Annotated in this window: 18 protein-coding genes and 1 pseudogene; 10 read left to right on the top strand and 9 right to left on the bottom strand. The window is 67.9% G+C overall.

Annotated features, from left to right (window positions below):
• Positions 1-38: 38 nt before the first annotated feature.
• Positions 39-764, top strand: a complete 726-nt coding sequence (locus KTR9_RS18650) for an alpha/beta fold hydrolase (RefSeq protein ID WP_148281213.1) — start codon at positions 39-41, stop codon at positions 762-764.
• Here the strand turns inward: KTR9_RS18650 and KTR9_RS18645 are convergent.
• The 7 genes from KTR9_RS18645 to KTR9_RS18615 form a co-directional block, all read right to left on the bottom strand.
• Positions 748-1,701, bottom strand: a complete 954-nt coding sequence (locus KTR9_RS18645) for a hypothetical protein (protein WP_014927673.1) — start codon at positions 1,699-1,701, stop codon at positions 748-750. The genes KTR9_RS18650 and KTR9_RS18645 overlap by 17 nt on opposite strands.
• 110 nt (positions 1,702-1,811) lie before the next feature.
• Entirely contained in the window at positions 1,812-2,189 is a 378-nt protein-coding gene (locus KTR9_RS18640; protein ID WP_014927672.1) for a VOC family protein, read from the bottom strand.
• Positions 2,190-2,336: 147 nt separating this feature from the next.
• On the bottom strand, positions 2,337-3,629 hold the full coding sequence (locus tag KTR9_RS18635) for a vWA domain-containing protein (RefSeq protein WP_014927671.1): 1,293 nt from the start codon (positions 3,627-3,629) through the stop codon (positions 2,337-2,339).
• Positions 3,626-4,930, bottom strand: coding sequence for an AAA family ATPase (locus KTR9_RS18630; RefSeq protein WP_014927670.1), 1,305 nt, complete (start codon positions 4,928-4,930; stop codon positions 3,626-3,628). Before KTR9_RS18630 ends, KTR9_RS18635 begins: the two co-directional genes overlap by 4 nt.
• Positions 4,931-4,970: 40 nt before the next feature.
• Entirely contained in the window at positions 4,971-6,275 is a 1,305-nt protein-coding gene (locus tag KTR9_RS18625; RefSeq protein WP_148281212.1) for a hypothetical protein, read from the bottom strand.
• A 212-nt stretch (positions 6,276-6,487) separates the two neighbouring features.
• Positions 6,488-6,922 (bottom strand): DUF1801 domain-containing protein, encoded by a 435-nt coding sequence (locus KTR9_RS18620; protein WP_014927668.1) that lies wholly within the window; start codon positions 6,920-6,922, stop codon positions 6,488-6,490.
• Positions 6,923-7,031: 109 nt separating this feature from the next.
• Positions 7,032-8,231: an NAD(P)/FAD-dependent oxidoreductase gene (locus KTR9_RS18615; RefSeq protein WP_044507050.1), complete on the bottom strand. Its 1,200-nt coding sequence runs from the start codon at positions 8,229-8,231 to the stop codon at positions 7,032-7,034.
• A gap of 88 nt (positions 8,232-8,319) precedes the next feature.
• Between KTR9_RS18615 and KTR9_RS18610 the strand changes: the two genes are divergently transcribed.
• Positions 8,320-9,981, top strand: a complete 1,662-nt coding sequence (locus KTR9_RS18610) for an ABC-F family ATP-binding cassette domain-containing protein (RefSeq protein ID WP_014927666.1) — start codon at positions 8,320-8,322, stop codon at positions 9,979-9,981.
• A 2-nt stretch (positions 9,982-9,983) separates the two neighbouring features.
• On the opposite strand, the pseudogene KTR9_RS18605 reads toward KTR9_RS18610, so the two are convergent.
• Positions 9,984-11,354, bottom strand: a pseudogene (locus KTR9_RS18605) (LLM class flavin-dependent oxidoreductase).
• A 176-nt stretch (positions 11,355-11,530) separates the two neighbouring features.
• Between KTR9_RS18605 and KTR9_RS18600 the strand changes: the two are divergent.
• On the top strand, positions 11,531-11,902 hold the full coding sequence (locus KTR9_RS18600; RefSeq protein WP_010843435.1) for an ArsR/SmtB family transcription factor: 372 nt from the start codon (positions 11,531-11,533) through the stop codon (positions 11,900-11,902).
• Positions 11,903-11,905: 3 nt separating this feature from the next.
• The gene (locus KTR9_RS18595) at positions 11,906-12,394 is read left to right on the top strand and encodes an SRPBCC family protein (protein WP_014927663.1); all 489 of its coding nucleotides are present in this window, start codon (positions 11,906-11,908) and stop codon (positions 12,392-12,394) included.
• Between the two features lie 3 nt (positions 12,395-12,397).
• Here the strand turns inward: KTR9_RS18595 and ygiD are convergent, their stop codons facing one another.
• Positions 12,398-13,240, bottom strand: a complete 843-nt coding sequence (ygiD, locus tag KTR9_RS18590; protein ID WP_083888986.1) for a 4,5-DOPA dioxygenase extradiol — start codon at positions 13,238-13,240, stop codon at positions 12,398-12,400.
• 137 nt (positions 13,241-13,377) lie between these two features.
• Between ygiD and KTR9_RS18585 the strand changes: the two genes are divergently transcribed.
• From KTR9_RS18585 to KTR9_RS18560, 6 genes are all read left to right on the top strand, one after another.
• A complete protein-coding gene (locus tag KTR9_RS18585; protein WP_014927661.1) occupies positions 13,378-14,613 on the top strand; it encodes a serine hydrolase domain-containing protein in 1,236 nt (411 codons plus the stop codon).
• Positions 14,614-14,702: 89 nt separating this feature from the next.
• Positions 14,703-15,302, top strand: a complete 600-nt coding sequence (locus tag KTR9_RS18580; protein ID WP_044507048.1) for a DUF1707 SHOCT-like domain-containing protein — start codon at positions 14,703-14,705, stop codon at positions 15,300-15,302.
• A 99-nt stretch (positions 15,303-15,401) separates the two neighbouring features.
• Complete coding sequence (locus tag KTR9_RS18575) at positions 15,402-16,253, top strand: ABC transporter permease (protein ID WP_014927659.1); 852 nt, start codon at positions 15,402-15,404, stop codon at positions 16,251-16,253.
• A 40-nt stretch (positions 16,254-16,293) separates the two neighbouring features.
• Positions 16,294-17,082 carry an ABC transporter ATP-binding protein gene (locus tag KTR9_RS18570; protein ID WP_010843429.1) on the top strand — a complete coding sequence of 263 codons (789 nt, stop codon included), beginning with the start codon at positions 16,294-16,296 and terminating at the stop codon, positions 17,080-17,082.
• 39 nt (positions 17,083-17,121) lie between these two features.
• Positions 17,122-18,192 carry an ABC transporter substrate-binding protein gene (locus KTR9_RS18565; protein WP_014927658.1) on the top strand — a complete coding sequence of 357 codons (1,071 nt, stop codon included), beginning with the start codon at positions 17,122-17,124 and terminating at the stop codon, positions 18,190-18,192.
• Positions 18,193-18,272: 80 nt separating this feature from the next.
• Positions 18,273-19,367 carry an LLM class flavin-dependent oxidoreductase gene (locus KTR9_RS18560; protein WP_014927657.1) on the top strand — a complete coding sequence of 365 codons (1,095 nt, stop codon included), beginning with the start codon at positions 18,273-18,275 and terminating at the stop codon, positions 19,365-19,367.
• Positions 19,368-19,390: the final 23 nt, after the last annotated feature.

The raw sequence follows: 19,390 nt of genomic DNA, 5'->3' as shown, positions 1-19,390 counted from the left end.
AACGCACCGCCCATCATCGATGCGCCACAGGAGTGAGTGTGCCGTCTGCGAGTCCGTCGACCTGGCTGCTTCTGCCGGGGACCCCGTTGTCGCCGGCGGTGTGGGACGCGGTGCGCGCCGAGCTGTCCGAGCGCGGACACGTGAACATTCCGGAGATCACTCCGCCACCCGGTTACGCCGACGCCGACCTGCAGGCTCGATTGGCCGCGGAGGTCGCGGATTCGGCTGAGCTGCAAGGGCCCTGGCATGTGGTGGGGCATTCGTTCGGCGGACAGGTCGCCCTGGAACTCGCGATCACGCGGCCCGATCTCGTGTCGCGCCTCACGCTTCTGTGCACCCGAGACACTCCCTTCCCGGCTTTCGACGCAGTGGCCGCCGCTGTGGAGGCCGGCTCGGTCGATGTCGACGGCACACTCCGACGTTGGTTCAGCACAGGTGAATTGCAGGCCGACGGCCCCGTCGTCCGGTATGCGCGGGAGGCAGTGGCCACCGCGGACCGGGCATCCTGGGCGTCGGCGTTGCGCGCGATCGCGGGCTTCGACTGTTCGCGACGCACACCCTCGATAGCGTGTCCGGCGACGGTGGTTGCGGCCGAACACGACACGGTGTCCGACGTCGGATCGATGGAGGCGATGCATCGTCGTATCCCCGACTCGGAATTCGTCGTTCGTGCCGGCGCCTGGCACATGAGCGTCTTCGACGACCCGGTCGCGCTGGCCCAGGTTCTCGGTGACCCTGCTGTGCCGCCTAAGCGGCGTCCTTGATGACCTGTCGCTGCGCCGCGAACATCTCGGCCAGGTTGTTGCTGACCTCGGAATCCATGGCGGGCGGAGTGTCGTCGACGGTGTTGTGCGTGACCGAGAACGAGACGCCTCGCTCCTCGCCGATCACGATGATTCCCGCCAGATTGAGCTCGAACCCACTGACCTCGTACGCGCCGGTCATGCGAACTGCTTTGTAGTCGCCGTCGATGGGCAGCTCCACCTTCTCGAGGGTGAGTGCGACCGGGACGTCGCCGTCGTCGAGAGTCAGCGTGAAAGAGGAGCAGGCGGAGAGGATCTCGTCGAATTCGTCGTAGCTGCTGTCGGCCGGTGTGGTGACGTCCGCGCTGTAGTTGTCGAGGCCGAAGAGGATCTCGCTCGACGACGATGTCTCGGTGAGCTCGCGTTCGGCGCGTTCTCCGGTGGTCTGCTGGGAGTCGACCAGCGTCTTGCACTTCTCATTGTCGACGGTGCTGCCATCGTCGTCGGTGGCACCCGTCTCGGTGGTGAAATCGCCTGTGATGTCCGGGAACTGGTCTTCGGGCAGGACCAGCTCGAGTGCTGAGGCGGTGGGAACCGACGGCTCGTCGTCGCCACCACTCAGCGTCAGAGCCAGCACCACCGCCACGACGACGATCAGTACGAGGACGAGTCCACCGCCTCCGATGATCCACCACTTCTTGCCACCGCCAGAGGTCGGCGGTTGGGGTTGCCGGCCGAACTGCTGGTTGTACGGCTGGCCGTATGGCTGCTGTCCGAAGGGTTGCTGACCATACGGTTGCTGACCGTACGGCCCCGAGTGGGGCTGACCCGGAGCCGCCTGCGGCCCACCGGGTTGGTGACCGCCGGGTTGGTGACCGCCGGCGGGCGGCCATCCGGGTTGCTGCGGCCCCTGCGGACCCATGGCGGTCGGCTGGTTAGGGTCGTAGGGACTGCCCACGGTCGGCTCCTATGCGCTCGGTGACCTCGGGAGATTACCGCGCGCGACGTGCCGGATCGTCGCGTTTCATGCAACCGAATGAGCCACGCTCGACCAGCGGTCCCGACGGATCACCGGAGCGCGGGCGGTGGATATTTCGGCTCGTACAGGGTGATCTCGCCGACGCCGGGAACCTTGAGTCCGACGGTGACGCCCCACCCCTCGTCGGTCGGGGCGCCGGCGAACTCCGCGCCGCGCGCCGAGAGTTCGCGCATCGTGGACTCGAGATCGTCGCACATGAACGACACGTCGAACTTCTGGTCGGTGCGTCCGGCTGTCCCTTCGTGCTCCCACGCGTTCGGGTGGGCGCCCATCTCGCTGGGGCCGGTCTTGAAGATCAGCCATCCACCGCCGGTGTCGACGTGCGGAAAGCCGAGCACGTCGCGGAAGAAGATGCGTGCGGCCTCCGGGTCGTCGCAGTAGATCAGTGTGTGCACTGCGGTGATCATGGCGGTCAGAGTAGTCCTGCAGCCCGGTGACCAGCGCGCCTCGGCCTCGTGACCGACAGACCTCAACTCGACTCCTGGACTTCGATCGAAGTCCATCGGTCGAGTTGAAGTCCGCCGGTCGCGGCCCGACCGCCGAACCGGGCTCGCTCACCGACCCGGCTCGCCGATGCGCACGACGTGGGCCCAGTCGGGTGGCGCCGACCACCCGACGGGATGGGCGCCACCGCCCCCGAATCGGGAGACGGGCGAACCGGTGAGCGGAACATACGCACGGTGGTCGCGCGCGAAGAGGCCGACGATGGTGCGACAGCCGGGCCGGTGACTCGGCCACGGGGTGTGGCCGTCGGTCAGTGCGACGACGACGTCGGGTCGGGTGCGCAGGGCGCTGTCGAACCCGGTGCGCAGGTCGGTTCCACCGCCGCCGTTCAGCGGGATGTGCTCCGCACCGCAGATGGGTTGCGCGACATGCGCTGCGGCGTCGCACGACACCACGGTGAGCCGGTCACGCCGGCCGCTCACGGCGCGCGAGATGGCGGCGACCTCGAGCAGGGCGCTGCCGAGTTCGGCATCACTGACCGACCCCGAGGTGTCGATGACGACGCTCACCTTCGGTGGCGTGCGCCGAAGGCTGGGAACGATCACGCCGGGCAGCGCCACCGACCGTCTCGCCGGCCGCCCGAAGGTGTAGTCGTCTCCGACACCGGAGGTCGACACCGCGGCTCGTATCGCGGCGCCCAGTAGTGCCTGCCAGGGTTGTGGCGGGTGCACGGCGTCGCGTGCCCACCGCCGCCAGCCGGCCGGCACGTCGCCTGCGCGGTCGGAGATCGACGTCGCCACCGCGAACCGGACGGCTTCGCGTTCCTGATCGCTCAGACCGTCGGCGCCATCCGGTCCCACTTCCCAGTCCCGATGACGGCCGTCGCTTCCGCTACCGCACTCGAGCCAGGCCATCTCATCGGTTCCCGGGCCCAGGCTGAACCACCGGAGGTAGTCCTCCATCAGCAATCCGGTGTCCAGATCGAGCGCGGATGGGTGAACGGCGTCGTCGGGCGTGATGAGTCCGTCCCCGTATACGTCGTCGTTGACCTCGAAGTCGGCGGCGATGTTCATCCGCAGCCGTTCCGACGGACCGTCGGAGCCGTGGTCGTCGGCATACCGGTCGCTTCGGGCGGCGTGATCCCGGAGGAGATGAGAGACCAGGTGTACCAGGCGTGCTGCGATCTCCTCCTCGGGTCGGCTTGCGACGAAGGCGGGCGACAGATAGCAGCGCCAGTGACGGTCGACGCTCATGGTCGGGACGCGCGGCGATTCGACGAGGTGCAGGGCGTACAACGCGGATGCCATGTACGGCCGGGCACGGACCGCTTGCAGACGAGCCGCGTAGATCTTGTCCGAGATCGACTCCGATGCCGTCGACGCCGGTGCCTCCCTCATCGTCATCGCATCCGGCCCCGCCCGGGTCGAGCGGCGACCCGCTCGGCGGCGTCGTCGGCTGCGCGAGACACCGACACCACCCCGGCCAGCTGGTCGATCGTGCTGGGGATCTGCCAGTCGTCCCGGCGCAGGCTCGCCAGGGTGGTCGCCGGGACCACCACGAGGTCGGGAGCGCCGGTCTGCACCGCGACGGCCAGCACTTCCCATGCGGCGTCCCACCGGTCGCGGTCGGGTCGGCGCCGAACCGCCGCGACGACAGCATCGAGTGTGGCCTGACGCAGGTCGCCTCGATCGGGGAGCGTGGCCGCGGACGGATCGGCGAGCAGCGTTTCGGGGTCCGGGAGGTCCATGTGATCGATACTCGCCAGCAGTTCGAAGCCGGGCCCGTCGCCGACCGTGCCGCGGATGAGCAGCGACAGCACGTCGGATGACGCGGAGGCGGCTGTGGCGAACGCGATCAGTCGCACCGTCGCGGCCCAGCTTCGCGGCGATGGCCAGGCGCCGCCCCGACGGGTCTGGCTTCCCGGGAGCTTGTGGACCAGCGCGGGCCGCGCTGCCAGGAGTGTGCACACGGCGCGGCGGGCGAAATCAACAGCACTGGGGAACTTCTCCGGGTCCAGGGTCGGCAATGTCGCCGTGGGCCAGGTGCCTCCGAGACCGCGCACGACAACCTCGTGGTCGTGCGTCCAGTGCAGGTGGACGAATCGGTTGGCCAGCGGTGCGCTCAACTCCCAACCATCCGCCGCCGACGACGGTGGGTTCGCGGCGGCAACGATCCGGACTTCGGGAGGCAGTTGCAGTGCGCCCACTCGTCTTTCGAGCACGAGTCGCAGGAGCGCCGCCTGCACCGCGGGAGGTGCCGTGGAGAGCTCATCGAGGAAGAGCAGTCCGCGGCCCGCGTCGGCGAGTCGGACGGCCCAGTCGGGCGGCGCCATGGGAACGCCCCGAGTCGCCGGGTCGTCGCCGACGATGGGTAGTCCGGAGAAGTCCGACGGTTCGTGGACGCTCGCGATCACGGTCGTGAGGGGGAGATCCAGGGACGCGGCGAGTTGCGTCAGCGCCGCGGTCTTACCGATTCCCGGTTCACCCCACAGCAGGACCGGGAGGTCGGCGGCCACGGCGAGCGTGAGCGCCTCGAGCTGGTCATGGGACCGCTGCTCGGTGGTCGTCTCCTCGAGCAGCGCGAGTAATCCGGCGGCCCTGTCGAGTTGAGCGCTGCCGGATCGATCGCTGCCGGTCTGAACGTTGTCGTCGTCTGGTTCGGACTCGGTGGTCCGGGGGAGTGTGGTCGAGGCATGTGCGGGCATGGTTCACCTACGGGTTGTGGAAGGGAAAGGATTATCGGCGTCAGCGATGAGTCGCATGTCGTGGACGTGCGCGTCTACGTCGGCCGGTGTGGCCGCGGCGGCGGGGTCCACCGGGAATGGGTTGTGGGACAGTATCTATGTTGCCGGCGCGATAGGCGTCGTGGATCTCCAGCTGAGCGCGAGCGCGTTCGACGGCGTCGCGTAACGGTCCGTTCCGCAGGATCGCCTCAGGGCCGAGCAGGTGCTCGACGATTGCGAGTGCGCCATCGATGTCGCCGAAGTCGAGTCGTTCCTGTACCCCGGTGAGACAGTCGGGCCGACGATGGGCGCGGTCGATCGCCTCCAGACAGGGTAAGGGCGTGCCCGTGAGGGACGCCAGCATCCCCTCGCGGCGAATCTCGTCGCGGTCGTGATCCAATGCCGACAGGACTCCGTTCGCGACCCCGATGCGATGCAGCTCGCCGCGACATCGAACCTCCTGATAGGAATTGTCGACAAGCGCTTTTCGACGATGGGGTGACGAAGGGGAGTCGGGCGTCAATGCGGCCGCAACCAGAGGGTGCAACCGATCGGGAGTGATGGCGCCGTGTCGGAGCAACTCGAGGTCCGGGAGCGTTCTGGTCGCGGCGTCGGGCAGAACCGGGAACGTCGGGATCTCCCCTGGCGGCGGGTCGTTCACCCAGTGAGCAGCGGTGGGGTCGTCGATATCATTGTGCAGGAACAGATCTCCATGTGTTCCGAGCCGTATCCGCACGCACCCGGACCGGTGCCCCTCGGCGCGGAGCACCACAGTGGCTTCGGCCGCCCACCGTTCGACGGCGCAGCCGTCCGGCAGGTCGGGAGGCGGGGACAGGATCGGCGTCGACGGTGAAGAGTCAGCGCCGCAACGGATTCGGAGCTCACCGGTGTACCGGACGTCCCACAGGTGGCGGTGCAGGTCGAGCCGGTATCTGCGATCGGGTCGAGGGTGGGGGTGTGGGTCGGGCGTCGATCCGTCCCACATGGCCAGCGACACTCGCTGGCCCGCGTCGGCCCATCGCGGTGCGGTCCGTGCGACCAGATACGTCGAACCCACTGTGCCGAAACGATTTCCGTGTTCTGGCTCGTACCGTGCCAAGGCGATGGTGAGGCCGGGTCGTAGGTGTCCTGCGGGACCTGTTCGCGGCAGATGCCAGCGCAATAGGTCGGGGGCGAGATGGAGAAGGTTGTCCCGTAGGTGTTCGGCCAGGTCGGGGCCGCACCTTCGACGGATGTCGGCAAGGTCGATATCGGGCTCGAAACCCGCTGCGGCGCAGGCGCCGATCCAGTCACCGGCGCGGCGCGCAGCGGTGGCGGCTTCGATCATGGAGGGCGGCACCGCGAATTGACGGGCGCGGAGCCAGGGGGAGAGGCGGGGAGGAATTCCAGTCGTGGGCGGGAGGCGCATCAGCACTCACCGCGCACGACGTGGACCCCCAATCTTTCTTCTGAGGAAGTCAACACCCGTCGAAATATACCGTGTCGCAGTCCTCTTGGCCAGGGGTGGGCCCCAATGACCTGCCCGCGGTCCTCGAACGGTCAGCTCACAGCCTTGGCGACGAGCGTCGTGATCGTCTTCTCGACCTCGGCGTCCACGGTGCTGACAGCGAACGACGTGGACCAGAAACCGCCGTCGTCGAGGTGTGCGTTCTGGGTGAATCCGAACGTGGAATAGCGCTCGTTGTCGTCGTGGCCGCTGCGGAAGAAGCACACGACCTTGCCCTTGAGCGCGTACGCGGGCTGCCCGTACCAGAGTTTGGGGGCGAGGTCCGGCGCGGTCGCGGTGACGATCGCGTGGATGCGTTCGGCCAGCGCGCGATCGGCCGGGTCCATCTTCTCGAGCTTGGCGAGCAGATCGAGTTCCTCGGCCGCTCTCTTGTTGCCACGCCCGCGGGTCTTCTCCTTCTCGAGTTCCGCGGCGCGCTCCTTCATCGCGGCACGTTCCTGATCGGAGAATCCTCCCGAGTTGCCCATTCGCGTTCCTCTCGTGGTCGTCACCCCGGGGCCGAGGTGTTTCCACGGTAGTGCGCGGCGGGGAACAGGGCTTCTCGATTCCGAACCGATCGACCGTGTGTACGTGGGTTCACACGCGTCCGCGCAAGATCGCGTTCCAGTACAACCGCGGCAGCACGTAGCGGTCGAAGGCCCACGCGCTCCGACGCGGCTTCAGTGGGTCGATGACCGACGGCAGCGACGAGGTGATGGTTCCGTCGCGGTCGAACTCGGCGGCGATCAGATGGTGGGCGTCGGTTGCGATCGGCGCGACGGTGTACCCGTCGTAGGTGGTGAGTTCTTCGCCGGCGCGCGCGGCCGCGAGGTTGTCGACGAGTACCGCGACCTGGCGCCGCAGCCCGCCACCCGACGGGTCGGTGGCGATCGCGGCACCGTCGCCGGCAGCCCAGATCGATGCGTGGGTGCGGTGGCGCAGCGTGTGGGGATCGATGTCGACGAGTCCCCGGTCGCGAGTGCCGGCCAGACCCGAGTCGGTCACGAGGTCGGCGCCCCGGAAAGGCGGGACGAGATGCAACATGTCGTACTGCACGTCCTGGGTCTCCGAGCCGGTCACCACGGTGACCCGGCGATCGACCGGATGCAACCGGACGGTGCTGTCGAGCAGGACACGCACCCCGAGCTCGTCGAGGCATTCCGACAGGCGGGCGTCGAGGCCGTCGACGCCGAGCAGATGCGGCCGGTCGACGATCAAGGTGATGTCGAGGGACTCGAGGATGCCCGCGCGTCGCCAGTGGGCTGCCGCCAGGAACAGTGGTTTGAGGGTCGTGCCGGTGCAGCTGACGGGTGGGCGCGGGACGGTGAACACCGCGCGGCCACCCCGCGGCATCGAGGTCACCAGGTCCCAGGTCTGTTCGGCGCGGTCGAGGTAGTTGCTGGCGACCGCACGGTCGGCGATCGCGAGATCGACTCCCGGCATCGCGTCGCAATCCGGCACGAGTCCGACGGCCAGGATCAGGTCCCGGTAGCCGATGTCGGCACCCGAGGAGCAGCGGATCGTCCGCTTCCCCGCGTCGACGACCACGGCCGTGTCGCGCACCCAGGTCACCCCGTCCGGCGTCACCGATCGCTGGGTGCGTTCGGCCTCCCGAAGTGTCGCCTGACCTCCGCCGACGTAGGAGAGGAGCGGGCGGTAGGTGTGGACGGCCTGCGGTTCGATCACCGCGACATCGGGAAAGCCCAGACGCAGCAGCCGCGCCGCTGCGCTGAGGCCGGCATTTCCGCCGCCGACGATGACGACGTCGAAGTGTCGGGTCTCGCGAGTTGAGGTCATGCGGGCGGGTACCCGATGGGCAGGTCGGGAAACCGCGGGCCGGTCTGCCGGCTCCGGGCGGTCGACGACGTGGTGCGACCATGGACCGATGACCGCCACGCTCGTTGCCAAGGACGTCGCCGGGGGATATGCCCACCGCGTCCTGTTCGATCACCTCGATCTCACGGTGGCACCCGGGGACGTGGTCGGCGTGGTCGGCGCCAACGGTGCCGGGAAGACCACTCTCCTGCGGGTGCTCGCCGGTGACCTCGCGCCGCTGGAGGGCACGGTGACGCGAGCGCCGGCCGATGCCTTCGTCGGATGGTTGCCGCAGGAGCACGAGCGACTTCCCGGCGAGGTCGTGCGCGCATATGTCGCCCGGCGGACCGGCTGTGCAGAGGCCACCGCGGCGATGGACGCCGCGGCCGACGCGCTGGCCGACCCGGACGTGACGGTCTCGGGAGACCCGGCCGAGACGTATGCCGCCGCGCTCGACCACTGGCTGGCCACCGGGGCCGCCGATCTCGACGAGCGGTTGCCCGCGGTCCTCGCCGATCTCGGGCTCGGCGACGGCGTCATCGACCCGGACGCCACCCTGATGACGGATCTGTCCGGCGGTCAGGCCGCGCGGGTCGGGCTGGCCGCGCTGCTGTGCTCGCGGTTCGACATCGTGCTCCTCGACGAACCGACCAACGACCTCGACCTCGACGGTCTCGCGCGACTGGAGGAGGTCGTGGCCGGGATGCGCGGTGGCGTCGTCCTGGTCAGTCACGATCGAGAGTTCCTCGCGCGCAGCGTCACCCGGGTCCTCGAACTCGATCTCGCGCAACACACCAACACCGTCTACGGAGGCGGTTACGAGAGCTACCTGGAGGAGCGGGCCGTCGCCCGGCGTCACCGCCGCGAGGAGTACGAGGAGTTCGCGGCCAAGAAGGCCGATCTCGTGTCCCGGGCGAGGACGCAACGGGAGTGGTCGAGTCAAGGCGTCCGCAATGCCATCCGCAAGGCGCCGGACAACGACAAGATACGACGCCGCGCCGCAACCGAATCGAGTGAGAAGCAGGCGCAGAAGGTCCGGCAGATGGAGAGCCGGATCGCGCGGCTGGACGAGGTCGCCGAACCGCGCAAGGAATGGGTGCTCGAGTTCACCATCGGCTCCGCGCCTCGCTCCAGCTCGGTGGTCGCCACACTCAACGGAGCGGTTGTGCGGCAGGGTGATTTCGTACTGGGTCCGGTGTCATTGCAGGTGAACGCCGGCGAGCGCATCGGCATCACCGGCCACAACGGCGCCGGTAAGACGACGCTGCTGCGACTGCTCCTCGGGCGGGTCGAACCCGACGAGGGGAGTGCCCAGCTCGGCGCCAACGTCGCGATCGGTGAGATCGACCAGGCGCGTGGTCAATTCACCGGGCCCCGGCCGCTCGCCGAACGGTTCGAGGCCCTCGTTCCCGAATTGTCCACCGCGGACGTGCGGACTCTGCTCGCCAAGTTCGGTCTGCGCGCCGACCACGTCGACCGTCCGGTGGGAGACCTGTCGCCCGGCGAGCGCACCCGGGCCGGCCTCGCACTGTTGCAGGCGCGTGGCACCAACGTCCTGGTGCTCGACGAGCCGACCAACCACCTCGACCTGCCCGCGATCGAACAACTCGAGTCCGCCCTCGACTCCTACGACGGCGCAGTGCTTCTCGTGACACACGATCGGCGCATGCTGCAGAACGTGCACGTCGACCGGCACTGGGACGTCGACGGCGGGCGGGTCACCGAGCGCTGAGGTCAGCCCGCCAGCCGGGTGTCGACCCCGCGGATGTCCGCGGGCAGGTCCTCCTCGGCGCTCCCGAGCCCGAGGTGTTCGCGCAGGGTCGCGCCCTCGTACTCGGTGCGGAACAGTCCGCGGCGCTGCAACTCGGGGACCACGTAGTCGACGAAGTCGTTGAAGGTGCCGGGGGTCTGGGCGCTCGAGACGATGAATCCGTCGGCCTCGCCGCCGGTGAAGGACTCCTCGATCTGGTCCGCGACGTCGGCGGCCGTACCGACGAACTGTGGCAGCAGAACTCCCTGCGCATACAGTTTGCCGATGTCTCGGAGGGTGAGTCTGTCGCGCTCGGAGAGGCGTCGGGCGACGTCGAACAGCCCCTGGGTGCCGCTCACCTGAACGTCTTCGACGGGGGCGTCGAGATCGTAGGCGGAGAAATCGTGGTCGGTGTGGACCGACAGGGTGATCAGGCCCGAGATCGGGTCGGCGAGCTCGTTGTGGAACGCCTGCTTCTCCCGGGCGATCGACTCGGTCTCACCGATGAACGGGATGAAGGACGGGAATATCTTGACGTGGTCGGGATTTCGGCCGAAGTTCACGGCCCTCGACTTCACGTCGTCGTAGTAGGCACGGCGACCCTCCGGCGTCGGGTCGATCTCGAAGATCGCCTCGGCCCATCGCGCGGCGAAGTCCTTGCCGGTGTTCGACGATCCCGCCTGGATGAGCACCGGGCGATGCTGCGGTGAGCGGGGCTGGTTGAGCGGCCCCCGCGTCCGGTAGTGCGTGCCCTCGTGGTCGACGGTGTGGATCTTCGACGGATCCGCCCAGACGCCGGACTCCTTGTCCGCGGTCACGGCGTCGGCGTCCCAGCTCGACCACAGCTTGATCGCCGTGCTGACGAACTCCTCGGCGCGCACGTACCGCTCGTCGTGTCCGACGTGGTCGTCGAAGCCGAAGTTCTGGGCCTCGGCCTGCGACAGCGACGTCACGATGTCTTAGGCGATGCGGCCGCGGGTGAGGTGGTCGAGGGAGCCGAAGACGCGCGCGAGCTCGTAGGGGTGGAAGTAGGTGGTGGACTTCGTGACCGCGATGCCGAGTCGGGTGGTGACCGCGGCGATGCTCGCCGCCACCAGGCTCGGGTCGATCGTCGCCGCGGCCTGCGTGCCCCGCCGGAAGGGTTCGGACTGATCGCCGCCGAATCGGACCGGTGCGGCGAGCAGGTCGGCGAAGAAGGCGAAGTCGAACTTGCCGCGTTCGAGGATGCGCCCCACCCGGTGATAGTGGTCGGGCCCGAAGTAGTCCGTCACCGAGCCGGGATGACGCCATGCGGCGTGCGAGTGGGTGACGGGGGAGGCGATCAAGAATCCACCGAGGTGAAGCTGACGGGTCACGTGTGGGTGTCCTTCGTTTCTGGTGTAGCCGTGCCGAACGGGAGTGTCGCCACGGCGTGCGCAGGCTGGCGTGGTCGGGACAAGTCAAGGCCCACCGAACGAGAGTGGCCATGGTTGCGCCCGACGTGATCGCAACAGCCTCTTGACATACAACCGATTGGTTGTATGTTTGAGATGTGGCCGAGAACGCAGGCGAACCGACAGACGAGGACCGGGCCGACGCCCTGTTCCACGCGCTGTCGGACCGCACCCGTCGCGACATCTTGCGACGTGTGCTCGCCGGTGAACACTCGGTCTCGGTACTGGCCGCGAAATACGACATGAGCTTTGCGGCCGTGCAGAAGCACGTCGCCGTCCTGGAGAAGGCCGGCCTGCTCACCAAACGTCGTCACGGGCGGGAGCAGCTGGCCAGTGGCGACGTCGCGGCAGTGCGTTCGGTGGCAGCGATGCTCACCGAGCTCGAACAGGTGTGGCGCGGTCGTATCGCCCGCATCGACGATCTGCTCTCGATCGAATCACCCTCACCCACAACACCATCGGAGGATTGAACAATGCCTGTCATCGACGTGACGCCGGACCTCGACGCCCGCACCATCACCATCAACGCCGAATTCGCGGCGCCGATCGACCGCGTGTGGCAGATCTACGCCGACCCGCGCCAGCTCGAGAAGATCTGGGGTCCGCCGACCTACCCGGCCACCGTCGTCGATCACGACCTGCGTCCGGGTGGCCGGATGACCTACTACATGACCAGCCCGGAGGGCGAGAAGTTCGGCGGTTACTGGAAGGTCGAGTCCGTCGACGAACCCCACGGCTTCACCTTCCTCGACGGCTTCGCCGACGCGGACCTCAACCCGATCACCGACATGCCGGAGTCCCGCAACTCCTACGCCTTCACCGAGAAGAACGGCACCACGGTCGCCACGTTCATCAGCACCTACGATTCGGCCGAGGCCTTGCAGAAGGTGCTCGACATGGGAGTCGTCGAAGGTGCGTCCTCGGCGATCAACCAGATCGACGACTTCCTGGCGGCGGCCTGAGGCTCACAGGTTCGAATCGAGTGTCGGAAACCCCTGGGGCAGTTCGGCGGCCGGTCCACCGATCCCGGATCCCGGGGGTTCGACCTCGAGCCCCAGCGTGTAGGCGGCCATAGAGATCGACCCGGCGGTATGACCATCCACGAGCAGGTCCAGGGGTGAGTCACCGGCGAGTCCGGCGATGTAGAGCAGCGGAAGATAGTGGTCGGGAGTCGGCACGGATCTGTCGAAGTCGGGATGCCCGTCCAGGCTCAGTACATTCGACGGATTGTCCTGCAACACTTCGCGTGTGGCGTCGTCGAAGCGATGGGCCCAGTCGAATCCGCTGTCAGACCTTCCGAAGTCGACCGCCCGCAGATTGTGCACGATGTTGCCGCTGCCGATGATCAGCACGCCCTGCTCCCGGAGCGGGGCGAGTCGGCGACCCAGCTCGTAATGGTGTTCGAGGTCCTTGAAGGCGTTGAGCGACAACTGCAGTACGGGTACCGAGGCATCCGGGAACGTGTGCACGAGAACCGACCAGGTCCCGTGGTCGATGCCCCAGCTGTCGACGTCGTGGCCGCACCACGTGGGTTTGACGACATCGGAGACCATCTCGGCGACCTCGGGGTCTCCCGGAGCGGGGTACTCGACGTCGAAGAGGTCCTGTGGGAATCCGTAGAAGTCATGGATCGTCCGCGGTCGCCGCATCGCGGTGACGGCAGTGGCGTTGGTGTACCAGTGCGCCGAGATCACCAGGATCGCACGAGGTTTCGGCACCGACGCGCCCAGTGCTGTCCAGGCCTCGGTGTACCTGTTGCGCTCCAGGGCGTTCATCGGGTTGCCGTGCCCGATGAACGCGGCCGGCATCGGTCCCGACGCCGGGCCCGTTGCGTGTCCTGCTGTCATCGTCGACCTCCTCCGCCGGTGCCACCGACCAGCACGACGGTACTCCGGAAATGGCGAAGGCACCGACAGGGGTTCGGTGCTCGTGGGACAATGCGGGGATGCAAAAGCGCTGGTCGATGCTGATTGTCGCGGTCCTGGCGATCGCGCTGGCGGCTTGTGGTACCGACAGCGGCTCCGATGGCGCGTCCTCGTCGGCCGCGTCGTCGAACCCACAGCAGGCGGCGGAGATCGAGCGGATCGTCGAAGGGCTGATGGAGTCCAAGCACCTGAAGGCGGCGATCGTGCGCGTCACCGACGACGGCCGGGACGTGATCACCAAGGCGTTCGGCGAATCCCAGACCGGCATCCCGGCCACCCCGGACATGCACTTCCGCAACGGATCCGTCGCCATCGCCTACGTCGCGGCGGTGCTGTTGCAACTCGTCGACGAGAAGGCCGTCGGCATCGACGACATCATCGCGAAGTGGGTTCCCCAGATCCCCAACAGCGACAAGGTCACTCTCCGGCAACTGGCGACGATGACTTCCGGGTACCAGGACTTCGTGCTCGGGAACGATGCGTTCGAGACCGAGGAACTGACGAACCCGTTCAAGGCGTGGACCACCGAGGAGATGCTGTCCTACGCCGTGAACAAGCCGTTGCTCTACGAGCCGGGAACGAACTGGAACTACGCGCACACCAACTACGTGATCCTCGGGCTGGCCCTGGAGAAGATCACCGGTGAATCGGTCGCCGATCTGCTCCGGCAGCGGATCTCCGAACCGCTCGACCTCGGCAACACCGTCTCGGATCTGACCGCGGTGATCCCCGAACCAGCCCTGCACGCCTACTCCTCAGAGCGGCGCGGGATTCTGAACCTCCCGCCGACGACTCCCTTCTACGAGGAGACCACCGGCTGGAACCCGTCGTGGAGCATCACCCACGGCGCCATCCAGACATCGAACATCTACGACGTCGAGGCGACGGCGCGCAAACTCTTCGCGGGCGAGACACTGGCATCGGAGTCCTACGACACGATGGTCTCCACAAGCACGCGTGACGTGGCGCGCCCACTGGCCGGCTGCGCAACGTGCATGCCGATGAGTGACCGATACACCTACGGGATGGGCGTCGTCCTCACCGGTGACTGGATCGTGCAGAACCCCTTGTTCAACGGGTACTCCGCGGTCGCGGGATATCTGCCGGCGGAGAAGATCGCCATCGCGGTGTCGGTGACGTACGAGCCCGAGGCATTCGGACCCGACGGCTCCTACGACAACGGCGGCAACCCGATCTTCTCGCAGATCGGCGCGCTGATGGCACCCGACGCCGCGCCGCCGATCCCGCGGAACTGACCGGGCCGCACCCGTGCCCCGGTGGCCGCGAGGACCACCGCGAAACGGTGCGACACACCGTCGCGAAGCGGTGCAATAAAGTGGCAGGCATGGTCGACCGCCTCCCCGACGACGATCTACGGGTCGGGAACCCGGAACGCGAACGAGCCGTCACCCTGCTCAATGACGCGTTCTCGTCCGGATACCTGGAGATCGCGGAGTTCGAGGAGCGTTCGGGCCTGGTGTACACCGCCAAGACCCGAGCCGATCTGCGGGCGGTCCTGGAGAACCTGCCGAACGCCGGCCGTCTGTTCAACGATCCGACCCACGCCGTGACCACGATGCCGGCCGTCGCCGTGCCGCCGACGTCGCCTCTGCACCTGGAGGCCGAGTGGGACACGGTTCGACGCAAGGGGACCTGGCACGTCCCGCCGTCGACCCTCGTCACCGGCAGCATGGGCACCGTCGATCTGGACTTCACCCACGCGTCGTTCCCCGGGCCGTCGACGACGCTGCAATTCCAGGTGTCCACCACCACCGTGAAGCTCCGGATCGGTCACGATCACGAGATCCGATACGGCGACCTGCAACTGTCCGGGTGGTCGAAGGTGAAGGACAAGGCCGGCGCACCGACGCGTCCGGGCGGACCGGTGATCGAGCTGACCGGATCGGCGTCGGGGATGACCGGGATCACGATCAGACGGGGCTGACCGCTCGTCGGTACGCGAACAGCGGATCCATGGCCTACTTGTGCTCAGGCTGAACTCAATGGTGTCGCGAGTGTTTCCCGATTCGTAACGTAGCCGCACGTGGCCGACCCAACACTCAGTATCAGCGCGCCCGGCGACCCGCGGGCGGTGGAACCGGGTTCGACCGACGCCTCGTCGGCATCCGCCAAGTCGGGCAGATCGTCGCGGCTGCACACGATCCTGCGTGCGTTGTCGCCCATCGCCGTCCTCGTGCTCTGGCAGGTCGGCAGCGCACTGGGGGTCATCCCGCAGGACAAGCTGCCCGCTCCGTCGCTGATCGCCGAGGCCGGATGGGAGGTTCTCGCCAACGGGCAGCTCGTCGATGCCATCGCGGCGTCGGCCCAGCGAGTCGCGATCGGGCTGACCATCGGCGTCGCGGTCGGAATCGGCCTCGGTCTGCTGGTGGGCCTGAGCAGGATCGCCGACTCGGCCATCGACCCGAACATGCAGGCGATCCGCGCACTTCCGCTGTTCGGTCTCATCCCGCTGTTCATCTTGTGGTTCGGCATCGGTGAGACGCCCAAGGTCCTGCTCGTGTCCCTCGGCGCTCTGTTCCCGCTCTACCTGAACACGTCGGCCGCGATTCGCCAGATCGACGGCCGGCTGGTGGAAACCGCTCGCGTGCTGGGCTTCTCACGACTGACCACGATCCGGGATCTCATCATCCCGGGCGCCATGCCGCAGATCCTGGTCGGCCTACGACAGGCCCTGGCCATCGCGTGGCTCAGCCTGATCGTCGCCGAACAGATCGCGGCGACGTCCGGACTGGGATACCTGATCAACAACGCGCGCGACTTCCTGCGCACCGACATCATCTTCTTCGGCCTGATCGTCTATGCCGCAGTGGGATTGATCACCGACGCCATCGTGCGTGCGCTCGAGCGCTACACCACGCGATACCAGAACCGGTGACGCTCGCAGCCCGTACACCCCGAGTAGAGGAGGCCCGACCATGACCGCCATCGCCACCCGAGATCTCGAGGTTCCGCTCGCCGAGGAGCGTGCCGGCGCCGTGTCATACGCCGCGGAGGTCGAGCACGCGAGCCTGCGCTACGGGGACAATGTCGTGCTGCGGGACGTCTCGCTGCGAGTGGGCGCACGCGAGATCGTCGCGCTCATCGGACGCAGCGGCAGTGGCAAGTCGACCCTTCTGCGACTGCTCGCCGGGCTGTCGACCACCGAGTCGGGCAGCGTGCGGACCGCCGGTCACCCGGCGGTGTCCTTCCAGGAACCACGGCTCTTCCCATGGCGCACCGTGCTGCAGAACGTCGCCTTCGGCCTCGTCCGCGAGAAGGTCGGCAAGACCGAGGCCCGGGAACGGGCGCGCCGCACCCTCGACGAGGTCGGCCTCAGCGACAAGACGGGTGCCTGGCCGGCGCAGCTCTCCGGCGGCCAGGCACAACGGGTCTCCCTCGCCCGTGCCCTCGTGGCACGTCCGCAGCTCCTGCTGCTCGACGAGCCGTTCGGCGCGCTCGACGCCCTCACCCGGCGCACGATGCACGAACTGCTCATCAGACTCTGGCGCGACAACGGCTTCGGCGCACTTCTCGTCACCCACGATGTCGACGAGGCGCTGCGGCTCGCCGACCGTGTCGTCGTCCTGGCCGGCGGCGAGATCGTCGAAGACCTCGCCGTGCCCCGGCCGCGGCAGACCGGCGACCCCGACGACGCCGACTCCGAGATCCCGCGCCTGCGAGCCCGATTGCTGACCGCCCTCGGCGTCGCCGATCCCGCGCACTGACCCGCTCACCACCCATCCGCTTCAACCGAAGGCACTCCGATGACCGACGCCCATCTCTCCGTGCGCGCATCCCGGCCCCGGCGCCGTGTGCTCGCCGCCGTCCTGGCCACCGCCGCCCTCACTCTGGGCCTCGCCGGATGCGTGCAGCGCGAGGACACCGCCGAGTCGATCGCAAACGACACGGTCGACGTCGCCTCCCTACAGGACCTCACCCTTCGTGTCGGGGACCAGAAGGGCGGCACGGAAGCCCTGCTGCGTGCCTCGGGCGAACTCGAGAAGCTCCCGTTCACCGTCGAGTTCTCCACCTTCACCTCCGGCCCGCCCCAGATCGAGGCGGCGACCGCCGGCAAGATCGATTTCGCCGTCACCGGGAACACACCGCCCATCTTCGGCGCAGCGGCGAACGCCAAGGTCAAGATCGTCACCGGCTACGCGAACAATGCCAGTGGCGATGCGATCCTGATCCCGGGCAACTCGACACTGGCCTCCGTCGCCGATCTGAAGGGCAAGAAGGTCGCCGTCGCCAAGGGCAGCTCGGCACACGGACACCTGTTGCTCCAGCTGAACAAGGTGAATCTGACCCTGGGGCCCGGCAAGGACGTCGAGCCGGTCTTCCTGCAGCCCGCAGATGCGTTGTCGGCGTTCACATCCGGCAATGTCGACGCATGGGCGATCTGGGACCCGTACACCGCGATCGTCCAGCTCGAGAACAATCCGAAGACGCTCGTCACCGCCGAAGGCGTGTCCAACGGCTTCGGCTTCGGCATCGCCGGCGACGAGGCGCTGGCCGATCCGCGGCGCAACACCGCGGTACGAGAACTGGCCCTCGGTATCGCGCGTGCCGCCAACTGGGCCAAGGCCAACCCCGACGTATGGGCCGAGAAATACTCGGCCGAGGTCGGAATCGACCCGCGGGCAGGCAGGATCGCCCAGGGTCGGAGCCTGCGTCCGGCCATCGCACTCGACGACAGCGTCGTGGCGTCCGAGCAGACTCTCGCCGACGCCTTCGCCGACTCCGGGCAGCTGCAGGGGCAGGTCGACGTCGCGAAGTTCGTCGACAACCGCTACGACGCGTCTCTCGCACCGCTGTTCGGCGCGCCTCAGTCCTGAGGGTCGTTCGGAGACCGGACGCCCATCTCCGAGACCACCCAGAACACCGGCCCGTCCACCCGTAGGAAGGGAACACGCCCATGAGTCATTTCCACTGGTTTCTGCCGACCGCCGGTGACAGTCGCGGAATCGTCGGAGCGTCGCACGCGTCGGCGACGAAGCGTCATCCGCCGGGTTATCGGGCGCCGGAACTGCCGTATCTGATCGATGTCGCGCGCACCGCCGATCGGCTCGGCTACGAGAGCGTACTGACCCCGACCGGAACCTGGTGTGAGGATGCGTGGCTCACGACCGCGGCCGCGATCACGCACACCGACCAGCTGAAGTTCCTCGTGGCGTTCCGTCCCGGCCTGATCTCACCGACCCTCGCCGCCCAGCAGACCGCGACGCTACAGCGTTTCTCCGGTGGGCGAATCGCGGTCAACATCGTGACCGGCGGCGACGAGGTCGAACAACGACGCTTCGGTGACTGGGTCGACCACGACCGCCGATATGCGCGCACCGACGAGTTCGTGCAGATCGTCGAGGGACTCTGGGCCGGTGAAACCGTCGATTTCGAGGGTGAGTTCTATCAGATCGCCGGGGCGTTCCTGCCGGACCCGCCGGCCGTCAAGCCGCAGATATTCTTCGGCGGTTCGTCGGATCCGGCGCTGACGGTGGCCGCTGCGCGGGCCGAGGTCTACCTCACGTGGGGTGAACCGCCCGCGGTGGCGGGGGAGAAGATCGCCGAGGTGGCGCGCCGCGCGGCGACGGTCGGCCGGTCACTGGAATACGGTGTGCGACTCCATGTCATCGCGCGCGAGACCTCGGAGGAGGCGTGGCGGGTCGCCGACACCCTGCTGCAGGGAATCTCCGACGAGGAGATCGCGACGGCCTTCGCCCTGCACTCGGGTTCGGACTCGACCGGCCAGCGCCGGATGGCGCAACTGCACGGCGGCCGTCGCGACGCACTCGAGATCCATCCCGGCCTGTGGGCGGGCGTCGGCCTCATCCGCGGCGGAGCCGGCACGGCACTCGTGGGCAGCTACGACGAGGTGGCCGGGCTGATCGGCGAATACGAGTCCGAAGGATTTTCACACTTCATCCTGTCGGGATACCCGCACATCGAGGAGGCGCACTGGTTCGCCGAAGGCGTGCTGCCGGTGATCCGGGACCGGGTCGGCGCCCTGAGCTGACGACCGAGCGCGGCGCATTTCCC

The organism is Gordonia sp. KTR9 (assembly GCF_000143885.2).
Lineage (GTDB): Bacteria > Actinomycetota > Actinomycetes > Mycobacteriales > Mycobacteriaceae > Gordonia.
The sequence above is the reverse complement of the archived record's forward strand: the minus strand, read 5'-3'. Positions and strand labels throughout refer to the sequence as shown.

Excerpts from the sequence above, each read along its gene's own strand:
- KTR9_RS18640 (WP_014927672.1), bottom strand. The coding sequence starts at position 2,189 with ATGATCACCGCAGTGCACACACTGATCTACTGCGACGACCCGGAGGCC.
- KTR9_RS18635 (WP_014927671.1), bottom strand. The coding sequence starts at position 3,629 with ATGACGATGAGGGAGGCACCGGCGTCGACGGCATCGGAGTCGATCTCG.
- KTR9_RS18630 (WP_014927670.1), bottom strand. The coding sequence starts at position 4,930 with ATGCCCGCACATGCCTCGACCACACTCCCCCGGACCACCGAGTCCGAA.
- KTR9_RS18625 (WP_148281212.1), bottom strand. The coding sequence starts at position 6,275 with ATGATCGAAGCCGCCACCGCTGCGCGCCGCGCCGGTGACTGGATCGGC.
- KTR9_RS18620 (WP_014927668.1), bottom strand. The coding sequence starts at position 6,922 with ATGGGCAACTCGGGAGGATTCTCCGATCAGGAACGTGCCGCGATGAAG.
- KTR9_RS18615 (WP_044507050.1), bottom strand. The coding sequence starts at position 8,231 with ATGACCTCAACTCGCGAGACCCGACACTTCGACGTCGTCATCGTCGGC.
- KTR9_RS18610 (WP_014927666.1), top strand. The coding sequence starts at position 8,320 with ATGACCGCCACGCTCGTTGCCAAGGACGTCGCCGGGGGATATGCCCAC.
- KTR9_RS18595 (WP_014927663.1), top strand. The coding sequence starts at position 11,906 with ATGCCTGTCATCGACGTGACGCCGGACCTCGACGCCCGCACCATCACC.
- ygiD (WP_083888986.1), bottom strand. The coding sequence starts at position 13,240 with ATGCCGGCCGCGTTCATCGGGCACGGCAACCCGATGAACGCCCTGGAG.
- KTR9_RS18585 (WP_014927661.1), top strand. The coding sequence starts at position 13,378 with ATGCAAAAGCGCTGGTCGATGCTGATTGTCGCGGTCCTGGCGATCGCG.
- KTR9_RS18580 (WP_044507048.1), top strand. The coding sequence starts at position 14,703 with ATGGTCGACCGCCTCCCCGACGACGATCTACGGGTCGGGAACCCGGAA.
- KTR9_RS18570 (WP_010843429.1), top strand. The coding sequence starts at position 16,294 with ATGACCGCCATCGCCACCCGAGATCTCGAGGTTCCGCTCGCCGAGGAG.
- KTR9_RS18565 (WP_014927658.1), top strand. The coding sequence starts at position 17,122 with ATGACCGACGCCCATCTCTCCGTGCGCGCATCCCGGCCCCGGCGCCGT.
- KTR9_RS18560 (WP_014927657.1), top strand. The coding sequence starts at position 18,273 with ATGAGTCATTTCCACTGGTTTCTGCCGACCGCCGGTGACAGTCGCGGA.